Origin of the sequence: Aeromicrobium endophyticum (assembly GCF_003586285.1) — a bacterium.
GTDB lineage: Bacteria > Actinomycetota > Actinomycetes > Propionibacteriales > Nocardioidaceae > Aeromicrobium > Aeromicrobium endophyticum.
On sequence record NZ_QUBR01000002.1, the window covers coordinates 183,585 to 200,491 of the forward strand.

19 protein-coding genes are annotated in these 16,907 nt (G+C 71.3%); 8 read left to right on the forward strand and 11 right to left on the reverse strand.

The window, feature by feature from the left end:
* The first annotated feature begins 5 nt into the window (after positions 1-5).
* A complete protein-coding gene (locus DX116_RS11455; RefSeq protein ID WP_119704406.1) occupies positions 6-1,247 on the forward strand; it encodes a phospholipase D-like domain-containing protein in 1,242 nt (413 codons plus the stop codon).
* Positions 1,248-1,365: 118 nt separating this feature from the next.
* Here the strand turns inward: DX116_RS11455 and DX116_RS11460 are convergent, their stop codons facing one another.
* Genes DX116_RS11460 through DX116_RS11470 form a run of 3 tightly spaced genes read right to left on the reverse strand, consistent with a single transcriptional unit; the run spans position 1,366 to position 3,788 of the window.
* A complete protein-coding gene (locus tag DX116_RS11460) occupies positions 1,366-2,025 on the reverse strand; it encodes a response regulator transcription factor (protein ID WP_119704407.1) in 660 nt (219 codons plus the stop codon).
* A complete protein-coding gene (locus tag DX116_RS11465; protein ID WP_199716059.1) occupies positions 2,022-3,458 on the reverse strand; it encodes a sensor histidine kinase in 1,437 nt (478 codons plus the stop codon). Before DX116_RS11465 ends, DX116_RS11460 begins: the two co-directional genes overlap by 4 nt.
* Positions 3,459-3,788 (reverse strand): hypothetical protein, encoded by a 330-nt coding sequence (locus DX116_RS11470; RefSeq protein WP_119704408.1) that lies wholly within the window; start codon positions 3,786-3,788, stop codon positions 3,459-3,461.
* A gap of 46 nt (positions 3,789-3,834) precedes the next feature.
* On the opposite strand from DX116_RS11470, the gene DX116_RS11475 reads away from it, so the two are divergent.
* Positions 3,835-4,827 (forward strand): bifunctional riboflavin kinase/FAD synthetase, encoded by a 993-nt coding sequence (locus DX116_RS11475; RefSeq protein ID WP_119705602.1) that lies wholly within the window; start codon positions 3,835-3,837, stop codon positions 4,825-4,827.
* Here the strand turns inward: DX116_RS11475 and DX116_RS11480 are convergent.
* Positions 4,824-5,717 (reverse strand): SGNH/GDSL hydrolase family protein, encoded by an 894-nt coding sequence (locus DX116_RS11480; RefSeq protein ID WP_119704409.1) that lies wholly within the window; start codon positions 5,715-5,717, stop codon positions 4,824-4,826. The two genes, DX116_RS11475 and DX116_RS11480, sit on opposite strands and share 4 nt — an antisense overlap.
* A gap of 203 nt (positions 5,718-5,920) precedes the next feature.
* On the opposite strand from DX116_RS11480, the gene rpsO reads away from it, so the two are divergent.
* From rpsO to dapB, 4 genes are all read left to right on the forward strand, one after another.
* A complete protein-coding gene (gene rpsO, locus DX116_RS11485; protein ID WP_372490364.1) occupies positions 5,921-6,160 on the forward strand; it encodes a 30S ribosomal protein S15 in 240 nt (79 codons plus the stop codon).
* Positions 6,161-6,403: 243 nt separating this feature from the next.
* Complete coding sequence (locus DX116_RS11490) at positions 6,404-8,623, forward strand: polyribonucleotide nucleotidyltransferase (RefSeq protein WP_119704411.1); 2,220 nt, start codon at positions 6,404-6,406, stop codon at positions 8,621-8,623.
* A 117-nt stretch (positions 8,624-8,740) separates the two neighbouring features.
* Positions 8,741-9,940 (forward strand): kynureninase, encoded by a 1,200-nt coding sequence (gene kynU / locus DX116_RS11495; RefSeq protein ID WP_119704412.1) that lies wholly within the window; start codon positions 8,741-8,743, stop codon positions 9,938-9,940.
* A gap of 5 nt (positions 9,941-9,945) precedes the next feature.
* On the forward strand, positions 9,946-10,689 hold the full coding sequence (dapB, locus tag DX116_RS11500) for a 4-hydroxy-tetrahydrodipicolinate reductase (RefSeq protein WP_119704413.1): 744 nt from the start codon (positions 9,946-9,948) through the stop codon (positions 10,687-10,689).
* Positions 10,690-10,788: 99 nt separating this feature from the next.
* Here the strand turns inward: dapB and DX116_RS11505 are convergent, their stop codons facing one another.
* The 5 genes from DX116_RS11505 to DX116_RS11525 all read right to left on the reverse strand — a co-directional run bounded on the left by DX116_RS11505 (position 10,789) and on the right by DX116_RS11525 (position 13,701).
* Positions 10,789-11,094, reverse strand: coding sequence for an AzlD domain-containing protein (locus tag DX116_RS11505; protein WP_119705603.1), 306 nt, complete (start codon positions 11,092-11,094; stop codon positions 10,789-10,791).
* Complete coding sequence (locus tag DX116_RS11510) at positions 11,091-11,759, reverse strand: AzlC family ABC transporter permease (protein WP_119704414.1); 669 nt, start codon at positions 11,757-11,759, stop codon at positions 11,091-11,093. The genes DX116_RS11505 and DX116_RS11510 overlap by 4 nt, the downstream gene beginning before the upstream one ends.
* Complete coding sequence (locus DX116_RS11515) at positions 11,756-12,295, reverse strand: GNAT family N-acetyltransferase (RefSeq protein ID WP_119704415.1); 540 nt, start codon at positions 12,293-12,295, stop codon at positions 11,756-11,758. The genes DX116_RS11510 and DX116_RS11515 overlap by 4 nt, the downstream gene beginning before the upstream one ends.
* Positions 12,292-12,945 carry a slipin family protein gene (locus tag DX116_RS11520; RefSeq protein ID WP_158591980.1) on the reverse strand — a complete coding sequence of 218 codons (654 nt, stop codon included), beginning with the start codon at positions 12,943-12,945 and terminating at the stop codon, positions 12,292-12,294. The genes DX116_RS11515 and DX116_RS11520 overlap by 4 nt, the downstream gene beginning before the upstream one ends.
* 255 nt (positions 12,946-13,200) lie before the next feature.
* Positions 13,201-13,701 (reverse strand): hypothetical protein, encoded by a 501-nt coding sequence (locus tag DX116_RS11525; RefSeq protein WP_119704417.1) that lies wholly within the window; start codon positions 13,699-13,701, stop codon positions 13,201-13,203.
* 52 nt (positions 13,702-13,753) lie between these two features.
* On the opposite strand from DX116_RS11525, the gene DX116_RS11530 reads away from it, so the two are divergent.
* Both DX116_RS11530 and DX116_RS11535 read left to right on the forward strand, forming a co-directional pair.
* A complete protein-coding gene (locus tag DX116_RS11530; RefSeq protein ID WP_119704418.1) occupies positions 13,754-14,563 on the forward strand; it encodes a thymidylate synthase in 810 nt (269 codons plus the stop codon).
* Positions 14,560-15,033, forward strand: coding sequence for a dihydrofolate reductase (locus DX116_RS11535; protein ID WP_119704419.1), 474 nt, complete (start codon positions 14,560-14,562; stop codon positions 15,031-15,033). The genes DX116_RS11530 and DX116_RS11535 overlap by 4 nt, the downstream gene beginning before the upstream one ends.
* A 39-nt stretch (positions 15,034-15,072) precedes the next feature.
* On the opposite strand, the gene DX116_RS11540 is transcribed toward DX116_RS11535, so the two are convergent.
* Positions 15,073-16,038 carry a glycosyl hydrolase family 18 protein gene (locus DX116_RS11540; protein WP_119704420.1) on the reverse strand — a complete coding sequence of 322 codons (966 nt, stop codon included), beginning with the start codon at positions 16,036-16,038 and terminating at the stop codon, positions 15,073-15,075.
* 55 nt (positions 16,039-16,093) lie between these two features.
* The gene (locus tag DX116_RS11545; protein ID WP_119704421.1) at positions 16,094-16,882 is read right to left on the reverse strand and encodes a thioesterase family protein; all 789 of its coding nucleotides are present in this window, start codon (positions 16,880-16,882) and stop codon (positions 16,094-16,096) included.
* Positions 16,883-16,907 lie beyond the last annotated feature (25 nt).

The window sequence follows — 16,907 nt, forward strand, 5'->3', positions numbered from 1 at the left end:
GGGCCATGTCACTGGCAGCGTCGACCCGCCGTCTCGTCCGCCGCACGATGCTGTCGGTGCTGGCCGCCCAGGTGGCGGCGGTGCTCTCGCTGATGGGGGCCGACCGGCTGCGGCGACTGCTGCGGGGGCGCAAGATCCCAGAGCTCGAGCCGTCCCAGCCCGTCTCGCACGGCATCGGCGACGGCAGCACCGCGACGACGTACACCTACGGTGCCGTGCTGTTCGACGACATGCTCGCGGCCATCGAGGGCGCGCAGCGGCGCATCCTGCTCGAGACCTACATCATCAAGGGCGACGAGATGGGGCGCCGGTTCAAGAAAGCGCTGATCGACGCCGCCGACCGGGGCGTCGAGGTCTACGTGGTCTACGACCAGTTCGCCAATCTCGTGGTGCGGCCGAGCTTCCTGACGTTCCCGGCGCCGGTGCACGTGCTGCGCTACCCACTGCTCTCGTCGTGGAAGGTGCTGAGCCCGCGTCACCTCGGCCGCGACCACCGCAAGATCCTGGTGATCGACGACGAGGTCGCCTACGTCGGCGGCTACAACATCGGCGCGTCCTACGCGACGGAGTGGCGCGACACGCACCTGCGCATCGAGGGCCCCGCCGTCTGGGACCTCGACAACGCCTTCGTCGACTTCTGGAACACTCACCCGCAGCGCACCACCGATCGTCTGGCGCAGCTGCCGGCCGCGGGGTGGCGCCCGGAGATCCGCGCGCACCGCAACGTGCCCCGCCAGCTGATGTACCCCATCCGGGGCATGTACCTCGAGGCGATCGACCGCGCGCACCGCAGCATCGACATCACGGCGGCGTACTTCATCCCCGACAGCGACATCCTCGACGCGATCCTCGAGGCCCGGCTGCGGGGCGTGCGGGTGCGCATCATCGTCCCGAAGGTGTCCAACCACGTGGTCACCGACTGGCTCTCGCGCGGGTTCTACGGACGTCTGCTGCGCGCCGGCGTCGAGATCCACCGCTATGCCGACCACATGGTGCACGCCAAGACCGCCACGATCGACGGCGAGTGGACCACGATCGGCACGGCCAACATCGACCGCCTCAGCCTGCTGGGCAACTACGAGATCAACCTCGAGATCCTCGACCGTGGTCTCGCCGAGGGCATGGAGGCGATCTTCGCCGACGACTGCGGCAAGTGCGAGCAGCTGAGTCTCGACGAGTGGATGCGCCGCCCCTTCGTCGCGCGCGTCTACGAGGCCCTGCTCAAGCCCCTGGCGCCCCTGCTCTGAGGCGCCCCAGGCCTGCGCCGGAGCGGTGGATCGCCCACCTTCTCCGACGATAGGGAGGGTCTTGCGGTGGAGAAGTCACCGCCGCGTCCCCGTGCCGTCCCACCACCGGCCTGCCGGGTCAGTCGACGCGGTAGCCGAGGCCGCGGACGGTCGTGACGAGGTCGGCCCCCAGCTTCTTGCGCAGGTAGCCGACGTACACGTCGACGACGTTCGAGCCGGGGTCGAAGTCGTAGCCCCACACCTGCGACAAGAGCTGCTCGCGCGACAGCACCAGGCCGCGGTTGCGCAGCAGCACCTCGGCCAGCGACATCTCGCGCGCCGACAGCTCGACCTCGCGCTCGCCGGCGAACGCCCGCCGGCGCCGCAGGTCGAGCCGGACGTCGCCGACGACCAGCTCGTCGTCGGGAGCGGCCTCGCCGGGGGAGCGCAGCCGCAGCCGTACCCGGGCCAGCAGCTCGCCGAACCGGAACGGCTTCGACATGTAGTCGGCCGCGCCGCCCTCGAGCGCCGCGATCGTGTCGGTGACCGAGTCACGGGCCGTCAGCACGATGACGGGCAGCGCCGGACGCTCGACCGTGACGCGCTCGAGGATCGTGAAGCCGTCCATGCCGGGCAGCCCGATGTCGAGCACGATCAGGTCGAACTCGCCGGTGAGGGCGTAGTCGAGGCCCGTGACACCGTCGGAGACGACCGTCGGCGTGAAGCCCTCGGCCTTGAGGCCCTTGGCGACGAACGAGGAGATGCGTGCCTCGTCCTCGACGATGAGGATGCGGTTCATGTCGGGTCTCCTGTCGGGAGGCGGAGCCGGAAGACGGCGCCGGTGGCCGGCTCGCCGTCGTGCCCGGATGCTGGTGGGTCGAGCACGACGTCGCCGTGGTGGGCCTCGGCGATCGCGCTGACGATCGACAGCCCGAGTCCGAAGCCGTCGTCGGAGTCGTCTCCGCGGGCGAAGCGGTCGAAGATCTCGGGGACGATCGCCGGGTCGACCCCGGTGCCCGTGTCGCGCACCCAGAGCTCGACGCGTCCGGCGTGCAGGCGCGAGCCGATGCCGATCTCGTCGCCGGGGACGGTGTGCTTGGCGGCGTTGGCCGACAGCTGCAGCAGCGCCTGGGTGATGCGCTGGCCGTCGAGGGGCAGCATCGCGCGAACCGCGCCGTCGAGCACCCAGCGGCGGTCGGCCAGCGCGCGGGCCCGGTCGAGGGCACCGTGCGTGAGCGCCTCGACGTCGGCGGGCTGCGGACGCACGAAGTCGGGCCGCCGGGCCTTGGCGAGCATCAGGAGGTCGTCGACGAGGCGGGCCATGCGGTCGACCTCGTCCATCAAGAGCTCGCGGGTCGCCGCGACGTCGTCGGGGTCGTCGAGGTCGAGCACCTCGAGATGGCCGCTCAGCACCGTCAGGGGCGTGCGCAGCTCGTGCCCGGCATCGTCGAGCAGCTGACGCTGGGTGACGAAGGCGGACTCGAGCCGGTCGAGCATGTCGTTGAAGGTGCGCTGCAGGTCGGAGAGGTCGTCGTGGCCCGTCACCTCGAGCCGCGCGCTGAGGTCGCCGTCGCTGATGCCTTGGGCGGTCTCGCGCAGCCGCCGCACGGGACGCAGCAGCCGTCCGGCGCTCCATGACGCCAGCCCGGCGATCAGCACCACCGAGAGCGCCGCCAGCAGGGCGTAGGTCGTCATGAGGCCGCGCAGGTCGCTGCGGCTGGCGCTCACGTCGTGCACCACCACGAACGAGCCCTTCTCGTCGCCGGCCCGGACCGGCAGCACCGCGATGCGGTACTGGCGTCCGGCCAGCCGCAGGGTCCGGGTGCCGCCGGACGTCGCCAGGTCGGAGACCAGCGCCGGGAACTCCTTCGACCGCTGCAGCTCCGGGTCGGGATCGCCCTGGTAGGTCGGCTTGCCGGCGCTCGGGAAGGCGAAGAGCTGCTCGTGGGCCTCGGGGAGGTTGCGCTCGAGGAAGACCTGCAGCAGCCTGTCGGCGGAGGCGAACGGCTGCCGGGTCTGCGGGTCGACCTCGTTCTGCTGCAGCGCGCGGAACTCGCCGGTCTCCTGCACGAGGCTCGACTCGATCGTCCGGTCGATGCGGCGCGACTCGACGGCGTACAGAGTCAGACCGACGACCACGAGGGCGAGCGTGGTCAGCAGCGCGATGGTGGCGGTGAGGCGCTGTCGCACCGACAGGCGCGACATCGCCGACCGGACGGCGGGGGTCTTCACTCAGTCATCGTCGCGGTCGTCGGACTCGTCGTCATCGTCCGGGTCGTCGTCATCGTCGTCGTAGTCGCGCGGGGCCGGCACGGAGCGGTCGAAGAAATCGTCGTCATCCTCGTCATCGTCCGAGGCGTCGTCGGATCCGGGCAGGGGAGTGGGGGCCGCGGTCGGCGCGGGAGCCTGGGTGGGCGGGGTCGAGGGGGTGAGCACGACGGGGCTGGTGTCGTCCTGCGGCGCCTGGTCGGCGCCGGCCGCCAGGCGCAGACCGATCACGGCGGCTGCCGCGACCGCCACGACCGCGAGCAGGATCGCGGGGAGTCGGTACGTCCGGTGCATGGGTGCCACGATGCCCCAGCAGGCGGCTGCAGCCCATGAGGTGCCGATGAGAGAGTTCTTAGGTTCGACCAGCCACGGCGACGTGCCGGGCGTGTGGCACAGTTTTCCCGTGACGATCTGGCGCGACTTCCCTGGGGCATCCACCACGGCGCGCACCTCACCGGCCTCCGTGACGGTCGGCAACTTCGACGGCGTCCACCGCGGGCACCAGCACGTCATCGCCCGTACCCGCGAGCTCTCGCCCGGCCTGCCGGTCATCGCCGTGACCTTCGAGCCCCATCCGCTGGCGGTCGTCGCGCCCGACCACGCCCCCCGCCGTCTCGCGACCACCGAGCGGCGCGTCGAGCTGCTGCTGGCGGCCGGCGCCGACGAGGTCCGCATCCTCGACTTCACCCGCGACATGGCCGCCTGGAGCCCGCAGGAGTTCGTCGACCGCGTGCTGCGCGACGAGCTGCGAGCGGCGATCGTCGCCGTCGGCGAGAACTTCCGGTTCGGCCACCGCGCCGCTGGTGACACGACGTTCCTGCGCGAGGCGGGTGAGGCGGCCGGTTTCACGGTCGATGCTCTCGACCTCGACGGGGGAGCCGAGCCGTACTCGTCGACGCTGGTGCGTGCTCACGTGGCGGCAGGTCGCATGCGCGAGGCGGCCGAGGTGCTGGGCCGTCCGCACGAGATCACCGGTGTGGTCCGCAAGGGTGACCAGCGGGGCCGCGTCCTGGGGTACCCGACCGCCAACGTCCCGGTCGACGAGGCGTATGCCGTGCCGCCCGACGGCGTGTACGCGGGCTGGGTGGTCCGCGCGGACGGTGAGCGGCTGCCGGCTGCCATCTCGGTCGGCACCAATCCCACCTTCGACGGCATCGAGCGCCGCGTCGAGTCGTACGTGCTCGACCGCACCGACCTCGATCTGTACGGCGAGGCGATCCGCGTCGAGCTCGTCGACCGGCTGCGCGGCATGGAGAAGTTCGACGACGTCGAGGCCCTCATCGTGCAGATGGCCGCCGACGTCGATCAGACGCGGACCGTGCTGGGTCTCTAGCCGCTGGCCGGCAGGCGAGCCGCGTCGGCCACCACGTGGGCGACGGCCTTCATGCCCCGCGCGTTGGGGTGCAGGACGATGCCGTCGCCGGCCGTGGGGGAGACGCCGTTGGTCCAGGCCTGGTCGCCGGCGCAGGCGTGGTGCCCGACCGAGGGCCCGCGCAGCGAGACGTATGCGACGCCGGCGCTGGCGGCCGCCCGCTGGAGCGCTCCCTCGAGCTCCATCTCGGCGTCGAGCACCGACGTGACGTCGTCGGCGGCGATGCCGAGTGCGTCGCACGTGCCGGACGGTGGCGCGATGCGCGGGTAGCCGACCAGCAGCACGCGAGCACGGGGGGCTTGCTTGCGCACGTCGCCGAGCAGCGAGGACAGCTCGTCGGTCGTCTGCGTCAGGATCGACGGAGTCTTGCCGGTCACGAAGTCGCGGCACTGCTGCGAGCCTGCCGTGCACGCGCGAAGGAGCGAGAGGAACAGGCCACCGTCGTTGCCCCCGGCACTGACGGTCACCAGGCTGGCATCGGCCGGCACGGCGCCGGACGCGAGCGTCGCGGACAGGTCGGACGTCGTGGCGCCCGAGCAGCTGAGGTCGCGCAGCGTCAGGTCGAGCGAGGCCGCGACCCGCGTCGGCCAGTTCTCGGTCGAGCGCCCGCAGAAGCCGCTGTCGGCCTGCTGCGGCGTGATGCCGGGACCGGCCGTGTAGGAGTCGCCGAGCGCCACGTACGTCCGCGACGTGCCGTCGGCCGGAGCGGGGGTCGTGGACGAAGCGGTGGCGGACGGGCGTGCGTCGCCGGACCCACCACCACCGGTGCAGCCCGCCACCGATGCGAGGATCGCGATCAGGGCGACCGCGGCCGCGCCGATGGTTCGGGTCGGGTGCGAGGCGCGAGGCATGCCGCGATGCTAGCGAGCGGCCCAAGCGTCGATTGGCCCTGCGAACTCCGCCGCTGATAGTCTGGACGCTGCCGTGTGATCGGCCACGGATCGATAGTGCCCCGGTGGATGTGCCCGGGCGCGCCGTGCAACGGAACCCCCCAAGGAGAAACGTGTCGAAGAAGACTGCTGCGCCCACAGTTGCGGGCGTCGCCAAGGAAGACATCATCAAGCAGTACGCACTCAGCGACGGCGACACCGGATCCCCGGAGGTCCAGATCGCCCTGCTGACCGCGCGCATCGCGCACCTGACCGGTCACCTGCAGGAGCACAAGCACGACCACCACAGCCGTCGTGGCCTGCTGCTCCTGGTCGGACAGCGTCGTCGCCTGCTCAACTACCTGCAGAACAACGACATCGAGCGCTACCGCTCGCTCATCGAGCGTCTCGGCCTGCGCCGCTAGCACCGCTGAGGCGGTCACTTCTGACGAAGTGGCCGCCTCTTGCACAACTCCACAGCTGCACAGAAAACACATCGCACCACTCCAGACGAGAGCCACGGCACGCGCGCTCGGTCCTCGGTAGTGGCCGTCGGGACGCTCGCCCAGCGCGAGCCGCCCGCAGGCCTCGATCGAAGGCCGGCATGGTTCCACCGCCGTCCGGCACTCGTCCCAACAGGCAGGCTCACGCCTGCGGAAGGGACTTCCATGTCCGAACTCCACTCCGTCGAGACCGTCATCGACAACGGTGCCTTCGGCACCCGCAGCATCCGGTTCGAGACCGGCGTGCTCGCCCAGCAGGCCGCCGGCTCCGTGTCGGCGTTCCTCGACGACGACACGATGCTGCTGTCGGCCACCACGGCCGGCAAGCACCCCAAGGACCACTTCGACTTCTTCCCCCTGACGATCGACGTCGAGGAGCGGATGTACGCCGCGGGTCGCATCCCGGGATCGTTCTTCCGTCGTGAGGGTCGTCCCTCCGAGGACGCGATCCTCACGTGCCGCCTGATCGACCGCCCGCTGCGCCCGACGTTCAAGAAGGGCCTGCGCAACGAGGTGCAGGTCGTCATCACGGTCCTCGCGCTCAACCCCGACACCCCGTACGACGTGCTCGCGATCAACGCCGCCTCGGCGTCCACGCAGATCTCGGGCCTGCCGTTCACCGGCCCGGTCGGCGCCACGCGCGTCGCGCTGATCGACGGCCAGTGGGTCGGCTTCCCGACGCACAGCCAGCTCGAGAACGCCGTCTTCGACATGGTCGTCGCCGGTCGCATCACCGCCGACGGCGACGTCGCGATCATGATGGTCGAGGCCGAGAGCACCGAGGTCACCTGGGACCTCGTCCAGAGCGGCGTCCAGGCGCCGACCGAGGAGATCGTCGCCGGCGGCCTCGAGGCCGCCAAGGCGTTCATCAAGCAGCTGTGCGAGGCGCAGATCGAGCTCGCGTCGACCGCCGCCAAGCCGGTCCGCGACTTCCCGATCTTCCTCGACTACGAGGACGACGCGTTCGAGGCCGTCGAGGCCATCGCCAAGGCCCCGCTCGCCGAGGCCGCGACGATCCTGCACAAGGCCGAGCGCGAGGACCGCGAGGCCGAGATCAAGGCCGACGTCATCGACCAGCTCGGCGAGCAGTTCGCCGGACGCGAGAAGGAGCTCGGCGCCGCCGTCCGCTCCGTCCTCAAGTCGGTCATCCGTGAGCGCGTCCTGCGCGACAAGGTCCGCATCGACGGCCGTGGCCTCGAGGACATCCGCGCCCTCAGCGCCGAGGTCGGCATCGTCCCCCGCGTGCACGGCTCCGCGCTGTTCCAGCGTGGCGAGACCCAGATCATGGGCATCACGACGCTGAACATGCTGGGCCTCGAGCAGAAGCTCGACACGCTCTCGCCCGAGACGTCGCGCCGCTACATGCACAACTACAACTTCCCGCCCTACTCGACCGGTGAGACCGGCCGGGTCGGCTCGCCGAAGCGTCGCGAGATCGGCCACGGTGCCCTCGCGGGCCGTGCGCTGCTGCCCGTGCTGCCGACGCGCGAGGAGTTCCCTTACGCGATCCGCCAGGTGTCCGAGGCGCTGAGCTCCAACGGCTCGACGTCGATGGGCTCGGTCTGCGCCTCGACGCTGGGTCTGCTCAACGCGGGTGTCCCGCTGCGCGCGCCGGTCGCCGGCATCGCGATGGGTCTCATCTCCGGTGAGGTCGACGGCCAGCAGACGTTCGTCACGCTGACCGACATCCTCGGAGCCGAGGACGCCTTCGGCGACATGGACTTCAAGGTCGCCGGAACGCGCGAGTTCGTCACGGCCCTGCAGCTCGACACCAAGCTCGACGGCATCCCCGCCGACGTGCTGGCCGGAGCGCTCAAGCAGGCCTACGGCGCTCGCGTCGCGATCCTCGACGTCATGGCCGAGGCCATCGACGAGCCCGACGAGATGAGCCCCTACGCTCCGCGGATCATCACGATCAAGATCCCCGTCGACAAGATCGGTGAGGTCATCGGCCCCAAGGGCAAGATCATCAACCAGATCCAGGACGAGACCGGCGCCAACATCTCCCTCGAGGACGATGGCACGGTCTACGTCGGCGCCGAGAACGGCGAGGCGGCCGAGGCGGCGCGCGACGCGATCAACGCGATCGCCAACCCGACGATGCCCGAGGTCGGCGAGCGCTACCTCGGCACCGTCGTCAAGACGGTCGACTTCGGTGCGTTCGTGTCGCTGGCGCCGGGTCGCGACGGCCTGCTGCACATCAGCAAGCTGCGCGATCTCAACGGTGGCCAGCGCGTCAACAACGTCGAGGACGTCGTCAAGGTCGGTCAGAAGATCCAGGTCGAGATCGCCGAGCTCGGCGACCGCGGCAAGCTCTCGCTGATCCCCGTCGTCGAGAAGGCCGACGAGCCCGCGGCTGCGGCCGAGGAGCCGGCCGACGCCTGATCGTCGCTGAACCACCCTGAGGGGCGGTGGCTCCGCCACCTTCTGAGCGCCTTTTGGGCCTCAGACGGTGGCGGGTCCACCGCCCCTCGGCGTTGGCGGCCGTGAGAGCATCGGCGCATGACGACGTCCCCCCACGAGCTCGACGCCGCCGACCCGCTGGCGTCCTTCCGCGACCGGTTCGTGATCGACGACGACCTCGTCGCGTACCTCGACGGCAACTCCCTCGGCAGGCTGCCGAGGGCGACGCTCGAGCGTCTCGCGGTCTTCGTGCGCGAGGAGTGGGGCGGACGCCTGATCCGCGGGTGGGCCGACAGCTGGGTCGACCTGCCGGTGACGGTCGGCGACGAGCTCGGCGCCGCGCTGCTGGGGGCCGCCGCAGGCCAGACCGTCGTCGCCGACTCGACGTCGGTGTGCATCTACAAGCTGCTGCACGCGGCCAGCGGCCTGCGTCCGGGACGCGACGAGATCGTCATCGACGCCACGAACTTCCCGACCGACCGCTACCTCGTCGACTCGGTCGCAGCGGCCCGGGGCATGACGGTGCGGTGGCTCGAGCCCGACCTGGTCGAGAACGTGACGATCGAGGTGCTGGCCGCGGCACTCGGCGATCGCACCGCGGTCGTCGTGCTGAGCCACGTCGACTACCGCTCGGGCACCCTGCTCGACCTGCCCGGCCTGACCGCGGCGGTGCACGCCGCGGGTGCCGTCGTGATCTGGGACCTCTGCCACTCCGCCGGCGCCGTCCCGATCGAGCTCGATGCCGCCGAGGTCGACTTCGCGGTGGGCTGCACGTACAAGTACGTCAACGGCGGCCCGGGGGCGCCCGCCTACGTCTACGTCGCACGGCGTCATCTCGCCGAGGCGCACCAGCCCATCACGGGCTGGTGGAGCGCTGCCGACCTGTTCGCGATGTCCGACACGTACGAGTCGTCGCCGACGATCAGGCGGATGCTCAGCGGCACGCCGCCGGTCGCAGGCCTCCTCGCCGTCCAGGAGGGCGTTCGACTGATCGCCGAGGCAGGCGTCGAGGCGGTCCGCACCAAGTCAGAGGCCCTCACGGCCTACGCGATCGAGCTGGTCGACGAGATCGGGCTCGAGATCGTGACGCCGCGCGACCCGGCGCTGCGTGGCAGCCACGTCACGGTGCGGCACCCGGACGCGCGCGCGGTCGCCGACCGCCTCGTCGAGCGCGGCGTGGTGCCCGACTTCAGGGAGCCCGACCTCATCCGTCTGGGGCTCTCGCCCCTGACCACGTCGTTCGCCGAGGTCTCGGCCGCGGCGCGCATCCTGGCCGAGGTCGTCGCGCCGATAGGCTGATCGCCATGACACGCGTGGCAGTGCTGGGCGCCAAGGGGCGCATGGGATCGGAATCGGTGCGCGCGATCGGCGCGACCGACGGCCTCGAGGTCGTCGCGGAGATCGACCAAGGCGACTCCCTCGAGCTGATCACGTCCTCGGGGGCCGAGGTCGCGCTCGACTTCACGCAGCCCGGTGTCGCCCTCGACAACGTCACCTGGTGCGTCGAGCACGGCGTCCATGTCGTGGTCGGCACCTCCGGGTTCGACGACGAGCGCATCGCTGCGGTGCGGACGCTGCTGGGCGACGAGCCCGCGACGGGCGTGCTGATCGTGCCGAACTTCTCGATCGGGGCGATCTTGATGATGCGCTTCGCCGAGACGGCCGCACCGTTCTTCGAGTCGATCGAGGTCATCGAGATGCACCACCCCGACAAGATCGACGCCCCCTCGGGCACTGCCGTCCGCACGGCCGAGCTGATGGCGGCAGCCCGCGAGGCGGCCGGCTCGACGCCGCTCCCGGACGCCACGACGACCGATCCCGACGGCGCCCGGGGTGCGCGGGTGGCGGACATCCCCGTGCACTCCGTCCGGGCCCGTGGCTTCGTCGCGTCGCAGCAGGTGCTGTTCGGCGGCGCGGGGGAGGCGTTCACGATCCGGCACGACTCGCACGACCGCACCTCGTTCATGCCGGGTGTCGTGGCCGCGGTGTCGGGCGTCTCGGCGCGTCCCGGCGTCACGGTGGGGCTCGACGCCGTCCTCGGCCTCTGACCCCGCGCCGCCGCGCGCCTGGCGGTGCCTGAGCCACGTGTCGGGGGTGCCGACAGGTGGACAGACCACGGCCCTGGGGGAGCGGTCGGACGGTGGGGATCAGAGCTGGCGCACGAGGGCGGCGACGAGCGCCGACGCCACGACCATGGGCAGGAAGGGCACGCGCAGGGCCAGCAGCACCGCGGCGACACCGAGGGCGAGCAGCCGGGCGTCGACCCGCACCGCGCTGCCGTCGGCGAGCACCTGCACCGCGATCAGTGCACCCAGCAGGCCTGCGGGGATCAGCTCGACGGCGCGGACGGTCAACGGGTGCTGCAGCACGCTCGGGGGCACCGACAGCCCGGCGTACTTCAAGGCGAAGCACCCGACGACCATGATCGCGATGCCCGCCCACACCGTCGTCATGCCGCCACCGGACGCCACAGCAGGCCGGCCAGCACGGCCACGGCCCCGCCGATGACGATCGGCAGCCCGGCCGTCGTGAGGGGCACCAGGCCCATCGCGACGGCAGCCCCGATCAGGGCCACCAGACGTCCACGCCACGACGCCAACCGTGGCCACAGCAGCCCGAGGAAGGCGGCACCCACCGCGGCGTCGAGGCCGTAGGTGCGTGGGTCGCCGATCGCGTCGCCGGCCAGGGCCCCCGCGAACGTCGTGAGATTCCAGAGCACGAAGATCGAGATGCCGGTCCAGTAGAAGCCGAGGCGTGCCTGTCGCGTCGTCTCGCGCGTGACGCCCATCGCGGTCGACTCGTCGATGACGAAGTGTGCCGTCGCGAGCCGGGCCGCGGGGTCGAGGTCGAGACGCGGCGCCATGCTGACGCCGTAGAACAGGTTGCGGCTGCCCAGCAGCACCGCGGTCAGCGCGCCCGTCAGCGGGTTGCCGCCCGATGCGACGATGCCGACGAACGCGAACTGCGAGGCGCCGGTGAACACCAGCAGCGAGACGACGCACGTCTGCAGCACCGAGAGCCCGGACGCCGTCGAGATCGCCCCGAACGAGACGCCGTACGCGCCCGTGGCGAGGCCGACGCCGAGGGAGTCGACGATGATGCTCCGGTCGGTCGTCATGCCAGGCTGGTGTGGAGGCGCACCTGCTTGACGGTGGCGCCGGTCGCCGATCCGAGCTCGCGGTGCGCCCCGTCGGGCGCCCAGCCGGACTCGGTCACGAAGGCGCGCAGGGCGTCGTCGTCGACGTTGAGCCACCAGACCGCGCGCGTGAACTTGTCGGCGGCGAGGGTGTCCATCGCGGCCTGCAGCAGGCGTGACCCGTGCCCTTCACGCTGGTGGTCGGCGTCGACCACGAACTCGCCGACCTCGCCGTCGGCCACGCGGTCGCTGTCGGGGTCGAACGAGGGATGCACGAGCGCGAAGCCGCGGACGTCCGCGCGCTCGAGTGCCACCAGCACGCGCAGCCTGGCGTCCTGCGGCGTGGTGATGGTGGCGGCCCACCGCTCGGCCAGCTCGTCGGGGTCGAGCGCCGCCAGCTCGTCGGCGGGGATGAGGTGGGCATAGCTGCTGCGCCACGACGCGAGCTGGATGCGCACCATCGCGGCCGCGTCGTCGGGCCAGGCCAGGCGTGCGCTGACGTCGGCGGTGGGGCTCATGCGAGCGGCTGCTGTGCCGGTCGGTCTGCCGGCCGCTCGATGACGACCGTGCCGCCATGACTCGCGGCCGTCTCGGCCAGGCGGATCGACGCCAGCAGAGGGTGGTCCTCGAGGATCTTGGCACCGTTGGCCAGTGCCCGCGTGGCGGCCACCTCGCCGCGGGCACGCTCGAGCGCGACCTGAGCCTGCTGGCGGACGGTGACCAGCTCTTCGGCGGCGCGCCGGATCTCGGCCGGCACGATGACGTCGCGCACGGCGAAGTCGGTGAGCGCGTAGCCCGCCGACGAGGCGGCCTCAGCGATGGGGTCGGGGACGGCCTCGACCACGATGCCGGCGAGCACCTCGTCGAGGGTGTGCAGGTGCACCGTGTCGCGCAACCAGGCCTTCACGGCGTCGTAGACGATCGCGTGGGGATCGACGGCGTGCTCGAGGTGCGCGACCGGATCGACCACGGCCACGCGGGCGGACGCACTGACCTTGACCGAGATGCCGTCAGACGTCGGGATCTCCTGCGGCCGCACCTCGAAGACCTGCACGCGGGTGTCGACGGGCGTGAACACGTGCCCGGTCGTCCAGAAGCGGTGCCGGCCGGGACCGAGGACGTCGACCAGGCGGCCGTGCCGGTAGTGGACGACTCGCTCGTGCGTCATGACGGTGACCATGGGGGCCTTTCCTCGATCAGACCCGGCCGCGGGGCGATCGCGTCCGACGGGCGGGGGACCCGAAGTCCCGCAGAGCCCGGCACACGCCGCCCCGAGGGGCAGACCGACCCGCGACCGGTTGCATGTTCCATTCCTGAGATGGTTCCTCGGGGGTACGACGCGTGGACCGGCTGGCTACCGCCGTGGGCCCACTGATCCCCGAGGGCGCCAGTCTGTCATGCCTGCGTGCCGCGTCGGCCGCGGTCAGGCGTCGAGGAAGCTCTCGACCAGCCGCGACTCGGCGCCCTGCGAGTCGAGCATCGCCGCGGTCAGCGAGGTGTTGCGCGGGCTGGGGTAGACCTCCCACGTCAGGACCAGCATCCCCGGGAAGCCGGTGATGACGATGGGCCAGGCGGCGTAGGGGGCCGTGATGGCCAGCAGGGCGCCGACGAGCATCGGCGTCTCGGCGTAGATGAGCTTGCGCACTGTCTGGCTCGCGAAGATGCCGACGGCCTCGCGCTGCGTCTGGGCCGGATCGTCCGAGGGAGTCAGGGGAGAGGCGCTGAGCCACACGCGCTCGGCCAGGAAGGCGCCGGCTCCGACCAGCGCCAGCAGCGTGACGGTCACCCAGACCGGCGGGAAGGGGGCGTCGGTGCCGCCCACGGTGAAGAGCAGCAGCACGAGCAGCACGCCGGTGAGGCCGATCTGCAGGAGCGCGAAGCTGCGGACCTCTCTCGGGGTCGCCTCATACTCGACACTCGGCATGGGGAGAGTTTGGCATACCGCCGGCACGTCGACCGATTGATAGTGTGACGTCATGCGGGCCTACCTCGATCTCGTCCAGCGCATCCTCGACGAAGGGGTCGCCAAGGGCGATCGCACGGGCACCGGCACCCGCAGCGTCTTCGGCCACCAGATGCGGTTCGACCTCTCCGAGGGATTCCCGCTCGTCACGACCAAGAAGATCCACGTCAAGTCGGTCGTGGCCGAGCTCCTGTGGTTCATCAAGGGCGACACCAACACGCGCTTCCTGCGCGACAACGGCGTGACCATCTGGGACGAGTGGGCCGACGGCAACGGCGACCTCGGGCCGGTCTACGGCTTCCAGTGGCGCACGTGGCCGACGCCCGACGGCGAGCACATCGACCAGCTGGCGCAGGTGATCGAGCAGATCAAGGCCAACCCCGACTCCCGCCGTCACGTCGTCAGCGCCTGGAACGTGGCCGATCTCGATGCCATGGCGCTGATGCCGTGCCACGCGTTCTTCCAGTTCTACGTCGCCACCGGGGCCGACGGGGTGGCACGGCTCTCGTGCCAGATGTACCAGCGCTCGGCCGACGTGTTCCTCGGCGTGCCCTTCAACATCGCCTCGTACGCGCTGCTGACCCACATGGTCGCGCAGGTCGCGGGCCTCGAGGTGGGCGACCTCGTCCACACGCTCGGCGACGCGCACCTCTACGACAACCACCTCGACCAGGCCCGCGAGCAGCTCACCCGCGAGCCGCGCGGCCTGCCCGAGCTGTGGCTCGACCCGTCCGTCACGTCGATCGACGACTTCACGCTCGACTCGATCAAGGTCACGGGCTACGACCCGCACCCGCTCATCAAGGCGCCGATCGCGGTATGAACGTCACGATCGTCGTGGCGATCGGCGACAACGGCGTCATCGGCCGCGACGGTCAGCTGCCGTGGCCGCCCACGGGCGACCTCTCGCACTTCAAGGCCCTCACCATGGGGCACCCGATGGTCATGGGACGCACGACCTTCGAGTCGATCGGTCGTCCGCTTCCCGGACGCACCTCGATCGTCCTGACGCGCGACGCGGGCTGGACGTCCGAGGGCGTCGAGGTGGCCGGCGACCTGGCAACGGCGCTGGCGACGGCCGCCTCCCTCGACGACGAGGTGTTCCTGATCGGCGGGGCGCAGGTCTACGCCGAGGCGATTGAGGCCGACGTGGTCGACCGCATGGTCGTGACGCACGTGCACCAGTCGCCCGAGGGCGATGCATGGTTCCCTGACGTCGACTGGCATGGATGGCCCGAGACGTCCCGCGAGACGCATGACGGCTTCGACATCGTCACCTACGACCGCGCCTGACCGTCACTCGTCGCGGTGAGCGCCGGCGGGCCTGTCGGACTAGCGGAGACGACCCGACGAGCCGATCTGCCAGATCGCCACACCGTGGACCCCGGCCGATCGCGCGATCTTCTCCCGCGCCACCAGCGACCGCCGGTCGGACCACCACAGGCGCCGTCCGTTCGGGAGCCGCGCGGTCCACTCGCCGTGCCGCGCGCTCCACCGGGCACGCTTGCCGGCCGTGGCGCGCGCCTGCGGCACCGAGACCTGGTCGGCGCCGCCGCCCCACTGGTAGCCGTAGGCCGCGACCCCGAGGTCGACCTTGGCGCGGGGGAGCACCTGCACGACGTAGGCGAGCTGGCGGCGCACCCAGGGCAGCGAGCCGATCGGCCCGGCGGACGACCACGGCCCGTGCTGGTCGTAGGCCATCAGCACCACCCGGTCGAGGCTGTCCGCCAGGGCGACCAGGTCGTAGCCGCGAGCCCGGTAGCCGCGGTCGTCCGTGCTCGCCATGACGGCCATCGACAGCGAGCGGCCCGGCAGCGCCGCGCGGAGCTCGCGGGTGAAGGCGAGCAGGCCCTCGCGGTCGCGCGCCTCCAACGACTCGAGGTCGATCTGCACACCGTCGAAACCGCGAGCCGCACGCACGAGATCCTTCACGACGGATGCGCGGTGCCTCGGCGACGTCAGCATCCGGTGCGCGAGCGGCTCGTCGAAGTCGCCCAGCGCGTCGGTGTAGTTGGAGACCAGCAGCACCGCCTTGCGTCGGTGCCGCTGTGCCGAGCGGCGCAGGCGCTGAGCGTCAGCGCCGACGGACGTCACGGCGGCGGGGCCGTCGAGCGTGACGCCGTCAATCCCGATCGTCCGCAGGTAGCCCCCGTCGCGGGTGACGTCCGACGGCTTCGCCGACCCCGCCATGGCGTACCCGGTGGCGTTCACGCGTGGCCGATCGGCAGCCGACGACGTGATGGTGCCGGCACCCAGGGCGACGACGGAGACCAGGACGAGGACGGATCGGCGAGTCACCGTGCCAGTCAACACCGTCCGCCGACCGGACGTCACGGTCCGTCGGTGACGGGCGCTACAGCAGGATGCCGAGCTGACGGCTCTGGGCGACGAGGTTGCCGTCCTCGTCCCACAGCTCGCAGTCCTCGTCGTGGAAGCCGTCCACGACGTGGCGCGTGCTGAGCCGGGTCGCGATCCATCCGGGCCGCGGCAGACGGTGCAGGTGCACCGTGAGCTGCACCGTCATCGACTTCTGGTGTCCGTCGCCGAGCTCGAGCACCGGGGGAGCGAACGAGTCGCACAGCAGCGCCAGTGCCGGGAAGTCGATGTCGCGTCCACCCTGGAGGCGCTGCCACAGGTCGATCGACGGATCGCCGCTCGGTGTGCCGGCCGCCCAGCCCGGCATCGAGGCCAGGCGGTAGTCGATGCGGCCGAAGAGACCGTCGGACGGCATGCCGTGGTCGAGGGGGTCGGCGCACTGGTCGGGCGGTGGCAGCCGAGGTGCCGAGCCGAGCTCCGTGCTGGGGCCGTCAGGGCGTCGCCCGAAGCTCGCCGTCATCGTGGCGACCTGCCGATCGCCCTGCCACAACGACGCGGCACCGGTCTGCACGCGCCGCCCCATCCGGATCGTCGACGTGCGGATCTCGGCCGGGCCGGGCACCGGCGACGACAGGTAGGTGACAGCCGCGACCATGGGGTCGTCGGCCCCCATCTCGTCATGCAGGCCGCGCAGCATCGCCGCGAGGATGTAGCCGCCGTTGGGCGTGCCGAGCGGCGTGTTCCACCGGTCGGTCAGCGTCACGTCGCGCACGCCGCCGCCACGAGGGGCCGAAGCGGTGTCGACGTCGTAGATGTCCTCTGCCATGTCGCCATCCTGCCGGTCGCCGGGC